Here is a 13,496-nt window from a genome sequence, read left to right on the forward strand (position 1 = left end):
CCTGCGCACGGCGAGTCAGGGCACGTTAGCCTGAACCAGGCGAACCAGCATGAAAGGTGACAAAAGCAGTAAGCCCGGGAAGGGCCACGGACGAGGAGAGGCATGACATGCCGGCAGGCTCCCCCAGGGTCTTTGTCTCGCACCTCGCGGGCGTCGCCGTCTTCGATCCGAACGGCGACCAGGTGGGGCGGTTCCGCGATCTGGTGGCGATGCTGCGACTGGCCGGACGGCCGCCGCGGGTGCTCGGTCTGGTGGTCGAGGTGGTCGGCCGCCGCCGGATCTTCCTGCCCATGACCCGGGTGACCGGGGTCGAGTCCGGCCAGGTCATCACCACCGGCGTGATCAACATGCGGCGCTTCGAACAGCGCCCCACCGAGACCCTCGTCCTCGGTGAGCTGCTCGACCGCCGGGTGCGGGTGGTGGAGACGGGCGAAGAGGTCACGGTCCTGGACGTGGCGATGACCCAGCTGCCCGCCCGCCGCGACTGGGAGATCGACAAGGTCCATGTCCGGCGCGGCAAGGCCGGTGCGCTGCGCCGCCGCGGCGAGACGCTGACCGTCGAGTGGTCGGCCGTCACCGGCTTCTCGCTGGAGGAGCACGGCCAGGGCGCGGAGAACCTGCTCGCCACCTTCGAGCAACTGCGCCCCGCCGACCTCGCCAATGTGCTGCACCACCTCTCCGCCAAGCGGCGCGGCGAGGTGGCGGCGGCGCTGGACGACGACCGGCTCGCGGACGTCCTGGAGGAACTGCCCGATGACGACCAGGTGGAGATCCTCGGCAAGCTCAAGGAGGAGCGCGCGGCCGATGTCCTGGAGGCCATGGACCCCGACGACGCCGCCGATCTGCTCTCCGAGCTGCCCGAGGAGGACAAGGAACGGCTGCTGGCCCTGATGCGCCCGCGCGACGCCGCCGACATGCGGCGGCTGATGTCGTACGAGGAGGGCTCGGCCGGCGGTCTGATGACCACCGAGCCGATCGTGCTGCGGCCGGACGCCACGGTGGCGGACGCGCTGTCCCGGGTGCGCAACCAGGACCTGACCCCGGCGCTGGCCGCCCAGGTCTATGTGTGCCGCCCGCCGGACGAGACCCCCACCGGGCGGTATCTGGGCACCATCCACTTCCAACGGCTGCTGCGCGACCCGCCGTTCACCCTCGTCGCCTCGATCGTCGACACCGATCTGCCGCCGCTGCCGCCGGACACCCAGCTGCCCGTGGTCGCCAGTCATCTGGCGGTCTACAACCTGCTGGCGGCGCCGGTGGTGGACGAGAGCGGATCGCTGCTCGGCGCGGTGACCGTCGACGACGTACTGGACCATCTGCTGCCGTCCGACTGGCGGGAGCGGGAGCTGCACACCGGGGTGACCATGCCGGAGGTCGCCGATGGACGGTGAGGGAAGCCGGCTGGACCGGCCCAAGCCGCGCCGCCGCAGTCCGCTGCCGGCCTGGGACCCCGAGGCGTTCGGGAAGGCGTCGGAGCGGATCGCGCGCTTCCTGGGCACCGGCCGCTTCATCGCCTGGATGACGGGCTTCGTCGTCCTCTGGGTGGCCTGGAACACCCTGGCCCCGGACCGTCTGCGGTTCGACCCGTTCCCGTTCATCTTGCTGACGCTGATGCTGTCGCTCCAGGCGTCGTACTCGGCGCCGCTGATCCTGCTCTCCCAGTACCGGCAGGCCGACCGCGACCGCGTCAACCTCGAACGGGACCGCAAGCAGAACGAACGGTCCATCGCCGACACCGAGTTCCTGACCCGGGAGATCGCGGCGCTGCGCGCGGGTCTGGGCGAGGTCGCCACCCGGGACTGGATCCGCTCGGAGTTCGAGGACCTGATCAGAGAGCTGGACGAGGGGCGGGCCACCCCCGCCCGGAGTGAGGAACGCGACCGCTGACGGCCTTTCCGTGGCTCGCCCATGGCGCCGTACCATCTCCATATGGCTACCGACACTCCCCCATCGCCGAGCGAGGACGCGGTCCGCACCGCGCTCGCCACGGTCAACGACCCGGAGATCCACAAGCCGATCACCGACCTCGGCATGGTCAAATCCGTGGACATCGCCGCCGACGGCGCCGTCGCGGTGGTGGTCTACCTCACGGTCTCCGGCTGTCCGATGCGGGAGACGATCACCACCAATGTGCGGGACGCGGTCGCCCGGGTCGACGGTGTGACCTCGGTCACGGTCGAACTCGAGGTGATGAGCGATGAGCAGCGCCGTGAGCTGGCCGCCTCGCTGCGCGGCGGGCAGGCCGAGCGCGAGGTGCCCTTCGCCCAGCCCGGTTCGCTCACCCGGGTCTACGCGGTGGCCTCCGGCAAGGGCGGCGTCGGCAAGTCGTCGGTCACGGTGAACCTGGCCGCGGCGATGGCCGCCGACGGTCTGAAGGTCGGCGTGGTGGACGCCGACATCTACGGCCACTCCGTGCCGCGCATGCTGGGCGCCGACGGACGGCCCACCCAGGTCGAGAACATGATCATGCCGCCGTCCGCGAACGGTGTGAAGGTGATCTCGATCGGGATGTTCACGCCGGGCAACGCCCCGGTGGTGTGGCGCGGTCCGATGCTGCACCGCGCGCTCCAGCAGTTCCTGGCCGATGTCTACTGGGGCGACCTCGACGTCCTGCTGCTGGACCTCCCCCCGGGCACCGGCGATATCGCCATCTCCGTGGCCCAGCTGGTGCCCAACGCCGAGATCCTGGTGGTGACCACGCCGCAGCAGGCCGCCGCCGAGGTCGCCGAGCGGGCCGGGGCGATCGCCGTGCAGACCCATCAGAAGATCGTCGGCGTGGTGGAGAACATGTCCGGGCTGCCCTGTCCGCACTGCGACGAGATGGTCGACGTCTTCGGCACCGGCGGCGGCCAGGTGGTCGCGGACGGGCTCAGCCGGACCACCGGCACCACGGTGCCGGTCCTCGGCGCCATCCCGATCGACGTCCGGCTGCGCGAGGGCGGCGACGAGGGCAAGCCGGTCGTGCTGACCGACCCCGACTCCCCGGCGGGCGCCGCGCTCAAGGCGATCGCGGGCAAGATCGGTGGCCGGCAGCGCGGGCTCGCGGGCATGTCGCTGGGTGTGACGCCGCGCAACAAGTTCTGAGCCCTGGGCCCGCGGTTTCCGTGGGCGAGCTCGCCACCACGTCACGCGGCGGGGGCGGCCGGTCTTCCCGAGAAGACCGGCCGCCCCCGCCGCTCGCGTCTGCCGGCCTCAGCGGCCGGGCCGCTCACCCGTCGGTGTCGTACGCGGTGATGTCCTTGATCACCGAGAAGCCGAGCCCATAGGCGCTCATCCCGCGTCCGTACGCCCCGATGTGCACCCCGTCGCGGGCCGATCCGGCCAGCACCCAGCCGTACTCGGACTCGCGGTAGTGGAAGTCGGTCGGCACCCCGTCCACCGGGAGCGACAGCGCGGTCCAGCTCTCGCCCTCGAGGTCGTCCGCCAGCTCCCAGGCGATCGCGGTCTGCTGGTCCAGCCAGTCCTGGCGCAGCGCCCGCTCCATCCGGGTCGGCCAGGTGCACGACAGCAGGCCCGAGCCCGCCAGCCAGGCGGCCGAGGAGACCGAGGTGGCCTCCAGGACGCCCGTGCCGTCCGCGCTGTCCCGCACCGGGCGGCTGGCGATGGTGACCACCACGGTGAAGCGCTGCTGATCCATATCGGTCTCGACCCGCAGCGACGGCTCCTCGCCATGGCCGGTGGAGCCGTATTCGACGGTGCCGTCCGCCGCCGCACCCACCTGCATCAGCCAGCGGGGGCCGCTGAACGCCTCGTCAAGTCCGTACCAGGGGAAAGCGGCCATCAGATAGCCATCGACGCTCCGCCGGGCGTCGGCGGGCATTCCCTGCGCGGCTGCGCCCACTCCCTGCACCCCTAGCCGACTCGTCGTCTCCATGTGCGCGCGGCCTCCTTGTTGCCCTGCGTCGTGGGCGGCCCGCCCCCCTCAGGCGACCTCACCCCGGACAAAGGGAGGATAGCCATACGGGTCAACCACGCCGGGCATAGGTGGGTTCAAGTGGCGTCGGAGTCGAAAGGCGGACGGTCCTCACGACGCGGCTCTTCCCGCTTGCGCAGCAGGTCAGGGGTGCCGGAACCAGACGAAGGAGCCGACTGCGAGGAGGAGCCGGAAGCGCCTGAAGAGCCCTGGGCGGGCTCACTCTCCCGGCCGTGCACCGCATCGGCGACCTCCGCCATCTCCTTGCGCAGGTCGAATCCGTTACGGATCTCCTTCAGGCCCAGCTCGTCCGAGTCCATCACATGCTTGCGGACGAACGTCTTGGGATTGAGGTCCTCGAACTCGAAGTCCTTGAACTCCGGCCCCAGCTCGGTGCGGATGTCCTCCTTGGCGCTGTCGGAGAACTCCCGGATCTTACGGATGAACTGCGACACATCCCGGACCACCTTCGGCAGCTTGTCCGGGCCGAAGACGAGCACCGCAAGGACAACGAGCGCGACGAACTCGAGAGGTCCTATGTCCAACACCGTGCAGCTCCTAGAGGTGTCCCGTGGCCACGGTCCAGGCCACTCCACACGGTACCTGTCGGCGGGAGCGGCGTGGGAGACGGCAGAGCCAACATCCGGGGTCAGCCCTCGCTGCTCGCCGAGCCCAGGGACAGCTCCACCGAGCGCTTGTCGCCGTCCCGCTCCACGGTGAGCTTCAGCCGGTCACCGGGGCGGTGGCTGCGGATCTTGACGATCAGCTCCTGGGCGCTGTGCACCCGCACCCCGTCCACCGCGGTGATCACATCACCGGCCTCGATCCCGGCCTCGTCGCCCGGTCCACCCGGCTTCACCGGCGGGCCGCCGACACCCTTGGTGTTCACCCGTGCGCCGTCACCCCGGTACTCCATGTCCAGCGTGACGCCGATCACGGGGTGGGTGGCCTTGCCGGTGTTGATCAGCTCCTCGGCCACCCGCTTGCCCTGGTTGATCGGGATCGCGAAGCCCAGGCCGATGCTGCCGCCCTGGCCGCCGAGCTCGGAACCGTCGTCGGCGGCGCGGATCGCGCTGTTGATGCCGATGACGCGGGCCTTGCCGTCCATCAGCGGACCGCCGGAGTTGCCCGGGTTGATCGGGGCGTCGGTCTGGAGCGCGTCGACATAGCTGATGTCGCTGCCGTCGCCCTTCTCCCCGCCCGCGGTGATGGGGCGCTCCTTGGCGCTGATGATGCCGGAGGTGACGGTGCCCTCGAGGTCGAACGGGGCACCGATGGCCACGACGGGGTCACCGACCCGCACCGAGTCGGAGTTGCCCAGCGGCAGCGGGCGGAGCCCGCTGACCCCCTCGACCTTGATCACGGCAAGGTCGTAACCGGCGTCCCGGCCGATCACCTCGGCGTCGGCGGTCTGGCCGCCGTTGAACGTCACCGTTATGTCGCCGCCCTCGCCCGCGGGCTCCACGACGTGGTTGTTGGTGAGGATGTGGCCGCGCTCGTCGAGCACAAAGCCGGTGCCGGTGCCCTCGGCCGAACCGCCGCGGACATGGATGGTCACCACGCCCGGCAGCGCGCGGGCGGCGATGCCCGCGATGGAGCCCGGGGCCCGCGACCCGGTGTCCACCGGCGCCTGCGGCAGCTTGACGTCGCCGCCGCCGTTGGCGCTGTCGTGCGCCAGATAGCCGCCTATGGCGCCGCCGAGGCATCCGGCGATCAGCGCGATCAGCAGCACCGCGATCCAGGCGCGGCGGCGGGTGACCATCCGGGGCCCGGCGGGCGGCCGGGGCGCGCCCCAGGGGTCGTACTGCCGCCACTGGGCCGCCACGGGGCCGCCGGGGGAAGGCGGGGCCATGGCCTCGGCGGGGGACGGCGGAAGCTGAGTGCCGTGGGGCGGGGTCATCCCGGGGTGCGCCAGGGGCGCGGGCGCCGCCTGCGGCGGTACGGCCGCGGCGCCCGGCGGCAGCGGGGTGCCATGGCCTGGCGTGGCTCCCGGCGGGACCGGGGTGCCATGACCTGGCGTAGCTCCCGGCGGGACCGGGGTGCCATGACCTGGCGTAGCTCCCGGCGGGACCGGGGTGCCATGACCTGGCGTGGCTCCCGGCGGAACGGAGGTGCCATGACCCGGGGTCGCCCCCGGCGGGACCGGGGTGCCATGGGCCGGGGTGGCCACGGGGTGCTGGACCGGTGGTGCGGGGGCCCAGGGCCCCGGGCCGCCGTAGGGCGGGGTGCTGTACGGGTCGGGCTCGTGCAGCGGGCGGGGGGTCGGCTCCGCGGACGGCGCGGCGTCCTCGGGCTCACCACCCGGTCCGGCGGCTCCGGCGGTCTCAGCGGTCCCGGAGGCCCGCTCCGCGGCCGGACGGCCGTCCCGCCGCGCGTTGTCCTGCCCGGCGGCCTCGTCCGCCGCTCCGGTGGTCTCCTCGGCCGCGGCCGGAGTCTCCTCCGCCCCGGCCGTCGACCGGTCGTCTCCGGGTCGTGCGGCCGGACGGCTCCACCACTTCGGTTTCGGCTTGGGCCCGGGGGCCTTCCGCTCGTCCATGATCTCCCCAAGTTCCCGCGACACGGCACGAACAGCGTCGCCGCGAGGGCAAACATCACCGCCGCCGGGGCGCACTGCCCGGAGGCGATTCAATCAGGTCCGCCGATGCCGGCGCAGCGCGGACGGATGGACGGTGTCAGGTGCGCGCACCCGGCTCCCGGTGGTCCGGCCTAGTCCGGCGACGCGCTGACCCCGAGCGAGGGGGAGGTGTGCGTCGCGGGCTGGGTCGGGCCCTCCATCAGCGTCGGCGCGGGGGCCGGCGGGGCGGCGGAGGACCGGGCACGCAGCAGCTCGGTGGCCGACAGCAGCGGCTGTATCAGCGGGTTCAGCGCCGCCACTCCGGCGGCCTGGCGCAGGGCCTGCGGATGGGGTGTGGCGGCCGGGAACGGGACCTCCGCGCGGGAGTCCCCGGCGGACCGCAGACCCACCTCACGGCGGGTGCGCTCACGCACCCCCGCGACCGTGGCATCGGCGCTGTCGGCGCGGGCCGGGGTGACGGTCGTGTCCGGCCCCTCGGCCATCCGGCTCGGGGGGTCGACCGCGGCGTCCAGCGGAAGGGCGGCGCCGAGCGCGAAGGCCGCCAGCGACACCGCGCCCGCGGCCGCGAAGGCGAACCGGCGGCGCGGCGCGGACCGCTCGACCTCATGGATACGGAAACCGCGCTCCCGGGAGGCCGCGGCGGAGGCCGCCGGGGCGATCGCGGTGCCCGGTGCCACCGGGGGCAGCAACGCGAACGCCCGCTCGCGTCTTTCCCGCGGGTCCGGCACCTCCCGAGCGTCCCGGGCGCCGCCGGGCATGCCCCGCATGCCGAAGACGTCGGAACCGCCGAAGGGGGAACCGCCGCTGTCGTCACCGGAACTGCCGGGCAGCCCCTGGAGACGCGCCAAAAAGCCCTCGGACGGGGCCGGGGGCGCCGTCTGGGCGAACACACGTTTGAGCCGACGCTGCGCGTCGGCCTCCGCCTTGCACTTGCAGCACGTGGCGAGATGCGCGAGAACGCGCTCCCGGGCGTCATGCCCGAGCTCGCCATCGACGAGAGCCGCAAGGCGGTCGCCGAGATGCTGCTCGGCGGGGGACGGACCGCCTGATCGGGTCACGCGATTCCTACCTCCCCGCTCACCCGGGGACCGGCGACGCGCGGGGCGACGGCGGTCACCTCGTGCTGCTGCTCGGCCCGTGCCGCGGGGGCGCGGTGGCGCAGCGCCTTGCGCAGATGCGAGCGGCCGCGGTGAATGCGGCTGCGCACCGTGCCGAGCTTCACACCGAGCGTCGCGGCGATCTCCTCGTACGACAGCCCCTCGATGTCACAGAGCACCACCGCCGCACGGAACTCCGGCGCGAGGGTGTCGAGCGCCTGCTGCACATCGGCGTCGAAGTGGGTGTCGTTGAAGTGCTGCTGGGGGGAGGGCTCACGGCTGGGCAGCCGCTCCGCCGCGTCCTCGGCAAGGGCGTCGAAGCGGATGCGCTGACGACGCCGGACCATGTCGAGGAAGAGATTGGTGGTGATGCGGTGCAGCCAGCCCTCGAAAGTGCCCGGGGTGTACGTCGACAGCGAGCGGAAGACCCGGACGAAGACCTCCTGGGTGAGGTCTTCGGCGTCGTGCTGATTGCCGGTGAGCCGGTACGCAAGGCGGTAGACCCGTGCACTGTGAGTGCTGACGATCTCCTCCCAGGTGGGAGGCGTCCACGCCGAGGCGTCCGCATCACTGGCGAAGGTCGCGGTCATGGCGGAGTCGGCGGAACGGGAACGGTCAGCGGTGTTGGTCACGGATTTCGGCTCGCCCGCCGACCTGCGAAAGCGCCTCAGCACTCTCCGGTCACCGGCCGCAGCCGCACCTCCCCTGTCGGCTCTGGTGGTGTCCAGTAGAGCCCCTACCATATCCACCTCGCCCGTTAGCTCCGGATAAGCATTTTTGACCTGCATTTGGTCGTGATCCATACGATCCCCCCTCCCTGATCAACGCCTGGTCCCATCTGCGGGTTCCTGATCAACGCCTGGTCCCATCTGCGGGTTCCCGTGCGCAGCGGATACAGTCACGGTTGCGCGAACTACGGGGACAGGAGAGGGCCATTACCGGCAACCGGCAGACGAGCTGGGCGTTCGCCGACGCGTTCGTCGCCGAGGACGAAGCCCTGCACTGGGCCCGTGACCGGGCCCGGGAGGCAGGGCTGCGCTCGGTGTCGGCGGGTACCGGCGCGGCGCTGCGGCTGCTCGCCGCCGCCGCGGACGCCAAGGCCGTCGCCGAGATCGGCACCGGGACCGGTGTCTCCGGTATCCATCTGCTGCACGGGATGCGCCCGGACGGGGTGCTGACCACCGTGGACATCGAACCGGAGATGCAGCAGTTCGCCCGGCAGGCGTTCCGGGCGGCCGGGTTCGCGGGGAACCGGGCGCGCTTCATCCCCGGCCACGCCCTCGACGTCCTGCCCCGGCTCGCCGACGGCGGATACGATCTCGTCTTCTGCGACGGCGACCGGCTGGAGTGCCTGGACTACCTCGGTGAGGCCATGCGGCTGCTGCGGCCGGGGGGCCTGGTCTGCTTCGAGGGGGTCTTCGCGGGCGGCCGGACCGTGGACTCCGCCGCCCAGCCGCAGGAGGTGCTGCGGCTGCGGGAGCTGCTGCGCACCGTACGGGAGTCCACGGTGCTCCAGTCCTCCCTGCTGCCGGTGGGCGACGGGCTGCTCTGCGCCGTCAAACGCGGCTGACCGCCGCGCGGCCCCGGCACGGCCGGATCGCGTCCCCGGCACGGCCCCGGGTACAGCACTGCCCCGGCGGCCGGTACCTGTGTACCGGACGCCGGGGCAGCACTCGGGTGATCGTGGGGGCCGATCCTTCAGCCGACAACCTTCTTCAGGGCGTCGCCGAGGGCGTCGGCCTCGTCGGGTGTCAGCTCGACGACGAGCCGACCGCCGCCTTCGAGCGGAACGCGCATGACGATGCCCCGCCCCTCCTTGGTCACCTCGAGCGGGCCGTCGCCCGTCCGCGGCTTCATGGCCGCCATGCTCGTTCCCCTTCCTGAAACCAGCTCATCGCAGCCGACAACCCAGGTGTCACCGGCATCGAACACGTTGCTTCTCTGCCATTATCCCGCATGGCACGACCCGATGACCAACATCGGTCGGCAACCCCTGCGGGAGCCACTCCCCCAAATCCACTCAATTCGGGGAGGGGGCATGTCGCCGGGTCATGATCTCCGGCATGCTGAGCGCTGACCGCCGCAGCGGCCCCGTTCCGCGGCCCGGCCGCGCGGCACCGCCCTCAGCCGCGACCAGCCCCATCCCGGAGGACCGCCCATGGCCGACACCGTGCTCTACGAGCTGACCGACGGGCTCGCGACGATCACCCTGAATCGTCCCGACGCCATGAACGCGCTCAACCTCGGCATCAAGGTCGCGCTGCGTGACGCGCTGCTCCAGGCCGCCGAGGATCCGGCCGTACGGGCCGTGCTGCTCACCGGCTCCGGCCGCGCCTTCTGTGTCGGCCAGGACCTCAAGGAGCACATCGGACTGCTGGCGGCGGACCGCGAGTCCCACGCCCGGGGCGAGGCGGCCGCCGAGGGCTCGACCATGAGCACGGTCGCGCTGCACTACAACCCGATCGTGACCACGATCGCCGGGATGCCCAAGCCGGTGGTCGCCGCGGTCAACGGGGTCGCGGCCGGTGCCGGGGCGGGCTTCGCCATGGCCGCCGACTACCGGATCGTCGCCGACACCGCGAGCTTCAACACCTCGTTCGCCGCGGTGGCGCTCACCGGCGACTCCGGGATCTCCTGGACCCTCCAGCGGCTGGTCGGCCACGGCCGCGCGGCCGATCTGCTGCTCTTCCCCCGTAACGTCGGCGCCCAGGAGGCGCTGGAGCTGGGCATCGCCAACCGGGTGGTACCGGCCGCGGAGTTGCCGGCCGAGGCGACGGCGGTCGTCCGCGCGCTGGCCCAGGGCCCCACCGCGGCCTATGCGGCGATGAAGGAGTCACTGGCCTACGCGGCCGGGCACACCCTGACCGACGCGCTGGCCAAGGAGGACGAGTTGCAGCGGCGGCTGGGCGCCTCGGATGACCATCTCGCCGCCGTCGACGCCTTCGTGAAGAAGGAGCAGCCACGGTTCACCGGCCGCTGAGCCGCCCGCGCCGCCCGGTGCCCGAGCCCGCACGGCCCGGGTGCCTCAGCCCGCGCGGCGCAGATGGCAGCCCGCGAGATGGTCGTTGACCAGGCCGCACGCCTGCATCAGGGCATAGGCCGTAGTGGGCCCGACGAAGCGGAAGCCGCGCTTTTTGAGGGCGCGGCTGAGCGCCGTCGACTCCTCGGTGATCGCCGGGACATCGGCGGTGGTCCGCGGCGCCGGACGGCCGTCGGGGGCGTAGGACCAGATCAGCTCGTCCAGCTCGCCGGGGTCCAGCTCCGCCGCGGCGCTGGCGTTGGCGATCGTGGCCTCGATCTTGGCCCGGTTGCGGATGATGCCGGGGTCGGCGAGCAGCCGCTGCTCGTCGGCCTCGGTGAACGCCGCGACCTTCGCGATCCGGAAGTCGGCGAAGGCGGCGCGGAAGCCCTCACGGCGGCGGAGGATCGTCAGCCAGGACAGCCCGGACTGGAACGCCTCCAGACAGATCCGCTCGTAGAGCGCGTCGTCGCCGTGGACCGGGCTGCCCCATTCGGTGTCGTGGTAGGCGCGGTAGTCCGCCCGGTCGGCGGACTCCAGCCCCCAGGGGCAGCGCGGCAGCCCGTCCGGCCCCGTGACCGGGCCCTGGCCGCTCATGCGCCGAACCCGTCACGGCCGCCGCGGTCCCCGTGCTCGCCGGGGCGCCGAGGGGGCCGGAACATGTCGTGGTCACGCTCGTCCTCGTCGGACTCCAGGTCGCCGAAGCCACCGGGCAGCGCGGGGTGATCCTCCCGGGCCGGCCCGGCCAGCGGTGCGGGCCCGCCGCGACCGGCGCCCCGCGCCCCGGCGAGCGCCTCCTCCAGCTCGGCGATCCGGGCGTCACGCTCGGCGAGCTCGGCGCCGAGCCGGCCGAGAGCGTCGTCGACGTCGGCCATCCGGTAGCCGCGCAGGGTCATCGGAAGCCGCAGGGCCTCCACATCCGCGCGCGCCAGGGGGCGGTCGGCGGGCAGCCGGTCGTCCAGCCGGTCCGGAGGTGCCTCGCTCAGCGTCCCGCCCTGACCGCCCCCGACGACGGCGAGCGTGACCCCGCCGACCACTACGACCAGCGCGATCAGCAAGAACAAGAACACGGTGATCGTCTCCCCGGGGATGCATGGTTGAGTCTGTGCCCGACGGCCTCGATATCTGTCTGACTCGATCGTGCCATGACCCCACGACAGTTATCGTCGCTGCGCGCCCCCCGGACGGAAGAGCGCGGAGAACGCGAAGAACGCGAGGAAGAAGCATGCTGCGGCTGGGACGACGTGAGTTCGGCGCCGATGAGCGGGTGATCATGGCGATCGTGAACCGGACGCCCGACTCCTTCTACGACCAGGGGGCGACCTTCCACGACGAGCCCGCGCTCGCCCGCGTCGAGCAGGCGGTCGCCGACGGCGCGGCCATCATCGACATCGGCGGGGTCAAGGCGGGTCCCGGCGACGAGGTGAGCGCCGAGGAGGAGGCGCGGCGCACCGTCGGCTTCGTGGCCGAGGTCCGCAGGCGCCATCCGGATGTGGTGATCAGCGTGGACACCTGGCGGCACGAGGTCGGCGAAGCGGTCTGCGAGGCGGGCGCCGATCTGCTCAACGACGCGTGGGGCGGGGTCGATCCCCGGCTGGCCGAGGTCGCCGCCCGGTACGGGGCCGGGCTGGTGTGCACCCACGCGGGCGGGGCCGAGCCGCGCACCCGGCCGCACCGGATCGCCTACGACGACGTGGTGGCGGACATCCTGCGGGTCACCCTGGGGCTGGCCGGCCGCGCCGCGGAGCTGGGGGTGCGGCGGGACGGGATCCTGATCGACCCGGGCCATGACTTCGGGAAGAACACCCGGCACTCGCTGGAGGCGACGCGGCGGCTCGGTGAGCTGGCCGAGACCGGCTGGCCGGTGCTGGTGTCGCTGTCCAACAAGGACTTCGTGGGCGAGACGCTGGACCGCCCGGTCAAGGAGCGGGTGCTGGGCACCCTGGCCACCACCGCGGTGTCGGCCTGGCTCGGCGCGCAGGTCTACCGGGTGCACGAGGTGGCGGAGACCCGTCAGGTGCTGGACATGGTGTCGTCCATCGCGGGCCACCGGCCCCCGGCGGTCGCCCGCCGGGGACTGGCCTGAGGGCCGCGGGCGGTCAGCTGCCGGACTCCTTGGTCACCAGGTCGACCACCTCGTCGATGTCGTCGGTGAGGTGAAACAGCTCCAGGTCCTGCGCGGACGCCTTGCCCTGGGCGATCAGTGTGCCCTCCAGCCAGTCGACCAGCCCCCGCCAGTAGGAGCTGCCGAAGAGCACGATCGGGAAGCGGGTCACCTTCTTGGTCTGCACCAGAGTCAGCGCCTCGAAGCATTCGTCGAGGGTGCCGAGCCCGCCGGGGAGCACCACGAAGCCCTGCGCGTACTTCACGAACATCGTCTTGCGGACGAAGAAGTAGCGGAAGTTGACCCCGATGTCGACGTACGGATTGAGCCCCTGCTCGTACGGCAGCTCGATCCCGAGGCCGACGGAGACGCCGCCCGCCTCGCTCGCGCCGCGGTTGGCGGCCTCCATGGCACCGGGACCGCCGCCGGTGATCACTCCGAACCCCGCTTCGGCGAGGGCCCGCCCGATCCGCACCCCGGCCTCGTACTCCGGCGTGCCCACGGGGGTCCGGGCGGATCCGAAGACACTGACCGCCTTGCCGAGCTCCGCGAGGGTGCCGAAGCCCTCGACGAACTCGGACTGGATGCGCAGCACACGGAACGGGTCCTCGTGCACCCAGTGCGTGGCGCCCTGGGTGTCCAGCAGCCGCTGGTCGGTGGTACCGGGTCGCATCTGGTGGCGACGGCGCACGACCGGGCCCAGACGCTGCTCGTGCAGCGCTCGCTCTTCCTCGGCGTTGCCCACTGTGTGCTCCCTTCGCCAAGATCTGCCACAGATCTGTCGTTCA

Annotated in this window: 15 protein-coding genes; 6 read left to right on the forward strand and 9 right to left on the reverse strand. The window is 72.3% G+C overall.

Going from position 1 to position 13,496, the window contains the following annotated elements; genetic code table 11:
* Positions 1–107: 107 nt before the first annotated feature.
* From JK363_RS04230 to JK363_RS04240, 3 genes are read left to right on the forward strand one after another with little or no spacing between them, the layout of a single operon-like run.
* The gene (locus JK363_RS04230) at positions 108–1,391 is read left to right on the forward strand and encodes a magnesium transporter MgtE N-terminal domain-containing protein (RefSeq protein WP_201871495.1); all 1,284 of its coding nucleotides are present in this window, start codon (positions 108–110) and stop codon (positions 1,389–1,391) included.
* Entirely contained in the window at positions 1,381–1,887 is a 507-nt protein-coding gene (locus JK363_RS04235; RefSeq protein ID WP_201871497.1) for a DUF1003 domain-containing protein, read from the forward strand. The genes JK363_RS04230 and JK363_RS04235 overlap by 11 nt, the downstream gene beginning before the upstream one ends.
* A 42-nt stretch (positions 1,888–1,929) precedes the next feature.
* Positions 1,930–3,084, forward strand: a complete 1,155-nt coding sequence (locus JK363_RS04240) for an Mrp/NBP35 family ATP-binding protein (RefSeq protein WP_201871499.1) — start codon at positions 1,930–1,932, stop codon at positions 3,082–3,084.
* A gap of 124 nt (positions 3,085–3,208) precedes the next feature.
* On the opposite strand, the gene JK363_RS04245 is transcribed toward JK363_RS04240, so the two are convergent.
* The 5 genes from JK363_RS04245 to sigE form a co-directional block, all read right to left on the reverse strand.
* Positions 3,209–3,874 (reverse strand): hypothetical protein, encoded by a 666-nt coding sequence (locus JK363_RS04245; RefSeq protein ID WP_201871501.1) that lies wholly within the window; start codon positions 3,872–3,874, stop codon positions 3,209–3,211.
* A gap of 116 nt (positions 3,875–3,990) precedes the next feature.
* A complete protein-coding gene (locus tag JK363_RS04250; RefSeq protein ID WP_201871503.1) occupies positions 3,991–4,461 on the reverse strand; it encodes a sec-independent translocase in 471 nt (156 codons plus the stop codon).
* Between the two features lie 101 nt (positions 4,462–4,562).
* Positions 4,563–6,449: a S1C family serine protease gene (locus JK363_RS04255; protein ID WP_201871505.1), complete on the reverse strand. Its 1,887-nt coding sequence runs from the start codon at positions 6,447–6,449 to the stop codon at positions 4,563–4,565.
* Between the two features lie 170 nt (positions 6,450–6,619).
* A complete protein-coding gene (locus tag JK363_RS04260; RefSeq protein ID WP_201871507.1) occupies positions 6,620–7,546 on the reverse strand; it encodes an anti-sigma factor family protein in 927 nt (308 codons plus the stop codon).
* Positions 7,543–8,328, reverse strand: coding sequence for an RNA polymerase sigma factor SigE (sigE, locus tag JK363_RS04265; protein ID WP_236075534.1), 786 nt, complete (start codon positions 8,326–8,328; stop codon positions 7,543–7,545). Before sigE ends, JK363_RS04260 begins: the two co-directional genes overlap by 4 nt.
* A 161-nt stretch (positions 8,329–8,489) precedes the next feature.
* Between sigE and JK363_RS04270 the strand changes: the two genes are divergently transcribed.
* Positions 8,490–9,155, forward strand: a complete 666-nt coding sequence (locus tag JK363_RS04270; protein ID WP_201871509.1) for an O-methyltransferase — start codon at positions 8,490–8,492, stop codon at positions 9,153–9,155.
* Positions 9,156–9,283: 128 nt separating this feature from the next.
* On the opposite strand, the gene JK363_RS04275 is transcribed toward JK363_RS04270, so the two are convergent.
* Positions 9,284–9,451 carry a DUF3117 domain-containing protein gene (locus tag JK363_RS04275; RefSeq protein WP_003966491.1) on the reverse strand — a complete coding sequence of 56 codons (168 nt, stop codon included), beginning with the start codon at positions 9,449–9,451 and terminating at the stop codon, positions 9,284–9,286.
* A gap of 292 nt (positions 9,452–9,743) precedes the next feature.
* Between JK363_RS04275 and chcB the strand changes: the two genes are divergently transcribed.
* Complete coding sequence (chcB, locus tag JK363_RS04280; protein ID WP_201871511.1) at positions 9,744–10,565, forward strand: 2-cyclohexenylcarbonyl CoA isomerase; 822 nt, start codon at positions 9,744–9,746, stop codon at positions 10,563–10,565.
* A 45-nt stretch (positions 10,566–10,610) separates the two neighbouring features.
* Here the strand turns inward: chcB and JK363_RS04285 are convergent, their stop codons facing one another.
* A complete protein-coding gene (locus JK363_RS04285; protein ID WP_201871513.1) occupies positions 10,611–11,201 on the reverse strand; it encodes a DNA-3-methyladenine glycosylase I in 591 nt (196 codons plus the stop codon).
* A complete protein-coding gene (locus tag JK363_RS04290; protein WP_201871515.1) occupies positions 11,198–11,674 on the reverse strand; it encodes a DivIVA domain-containing protein in 477 nt (158 codons plus the stop codon). Before JK363_RS04290 ends, JK363_RS04285 begins: the two co-directional genes overlap by 4 nt.
* Before the next feature lie 155 nt (positions 11,675–11,829).
* Between JK363_RS04290 and folP the strand changes: the two genes are divergently transcribed.
* Complete coding sequence (gene folP / locus JK363_RS04295) at positions 11,830–12,690, forward strand: dihydropteroate synthase (protein WP_201871517.1); 861 nt, start codon at positions 11,830–11,832, stop codon at positions 12,688–12,690.
* A gap of 13 nt (positions 12,691–12,703) precedes the next feature.
* Here folP and JK363_RS04300 read toward each other — a convergent pair whose 3' ends face one another.
* Positions 12,704–13,453 carry an LOG family protein gene (locus JK363_RS04300; RefSeq protein WP_201871518.1) on the reverse strand — a complete coding sequence of 250 codons (750 nt, stop codon included), beginning with the start codon at positions 13,451–13,453 and terminating at the stop codon, positions 12,704–12,706.
* Between the last annotated feature and the right edge of the window lie 43 nt (positions 13,454–13,496).

This window comes from Streptomyces coffeae (assembly GCF_016741875.1).
Classification (GTDB): domain Bacteria; phylum Actinomycetota; class Actinomycetes; order Streptomycetales; family Streptomycetaceae; genus Streptomyces; species Streptomyces coffeae.

Coding starts and splice junctions, on each gene's coding strand:
- JK363_RS04230 (WP_201871495.1), top strand. CDS start 108: ATGCCGGCAGGCTCCCCCAGGGTCTTTGTCTCGCACCTCGCGGGCGTC.
- JK363_RS04235 (WP_201871497.1), top strand. CDS start 1,381: ATGGACGGTGAGGGAAGCCGGCTGGACCGGCCCAAGCCGCGCCGCCGC.
- JK363_RS04240 (WP_201871499.1), top strand. CDS start 1,930: ATGGCTACCGACACTCCCCCATCGCCGAGCGAGGACGCGGTCCGCACC.
- JK363_RS04245 (WP_201871501.1), bottom strand. CDS start 3,874: ATGGAGACGACGAGTCGGCTAGGGGTGCAGGGAGTGGGCGCAGCCGCG.
- JK363_RS04255 (WP_201871505.1), bottom strand. CDS start 6,449: ATGGACGAGCGGAAGGCCCCCGGGCCCAAGCCGAAACCGAAGTGGTGG.
- sigE (WP_236075534.1), bottom strand. CDS start 8,328: ATGGTAGGGGCTCTACTGGACACCACCAGAGCCGACAGGGGAGGTGCG.
- JK363_RS04275 (WP_003966491.1), bottom strand. CDS start 9,451: ATGGCGGCCATGAAGCCGCGGACGGGCGACGGCCCGCTCGAGGTGACC.
- chcB (WP_201871511.1), top strand. CDS start 9,744: ATGGCCGACACCGTGCTCTACGAGCTGACCGACGGGCTCGCGACGATC.
- JK363_RS04285 (WP_201871513.1), bottom strand. CDS start 11,201: ATGAGCGGCCAGGGCCCGGTCACGGGGCCGGACGGGCTGCCGCGCTGC.
- folP (WP_201871517.1), top strand. CDS start 11,830: ATGCTGCGGCTGGGACGACGTGAGTTCGGCGCCGATGAGCGGGTGATC.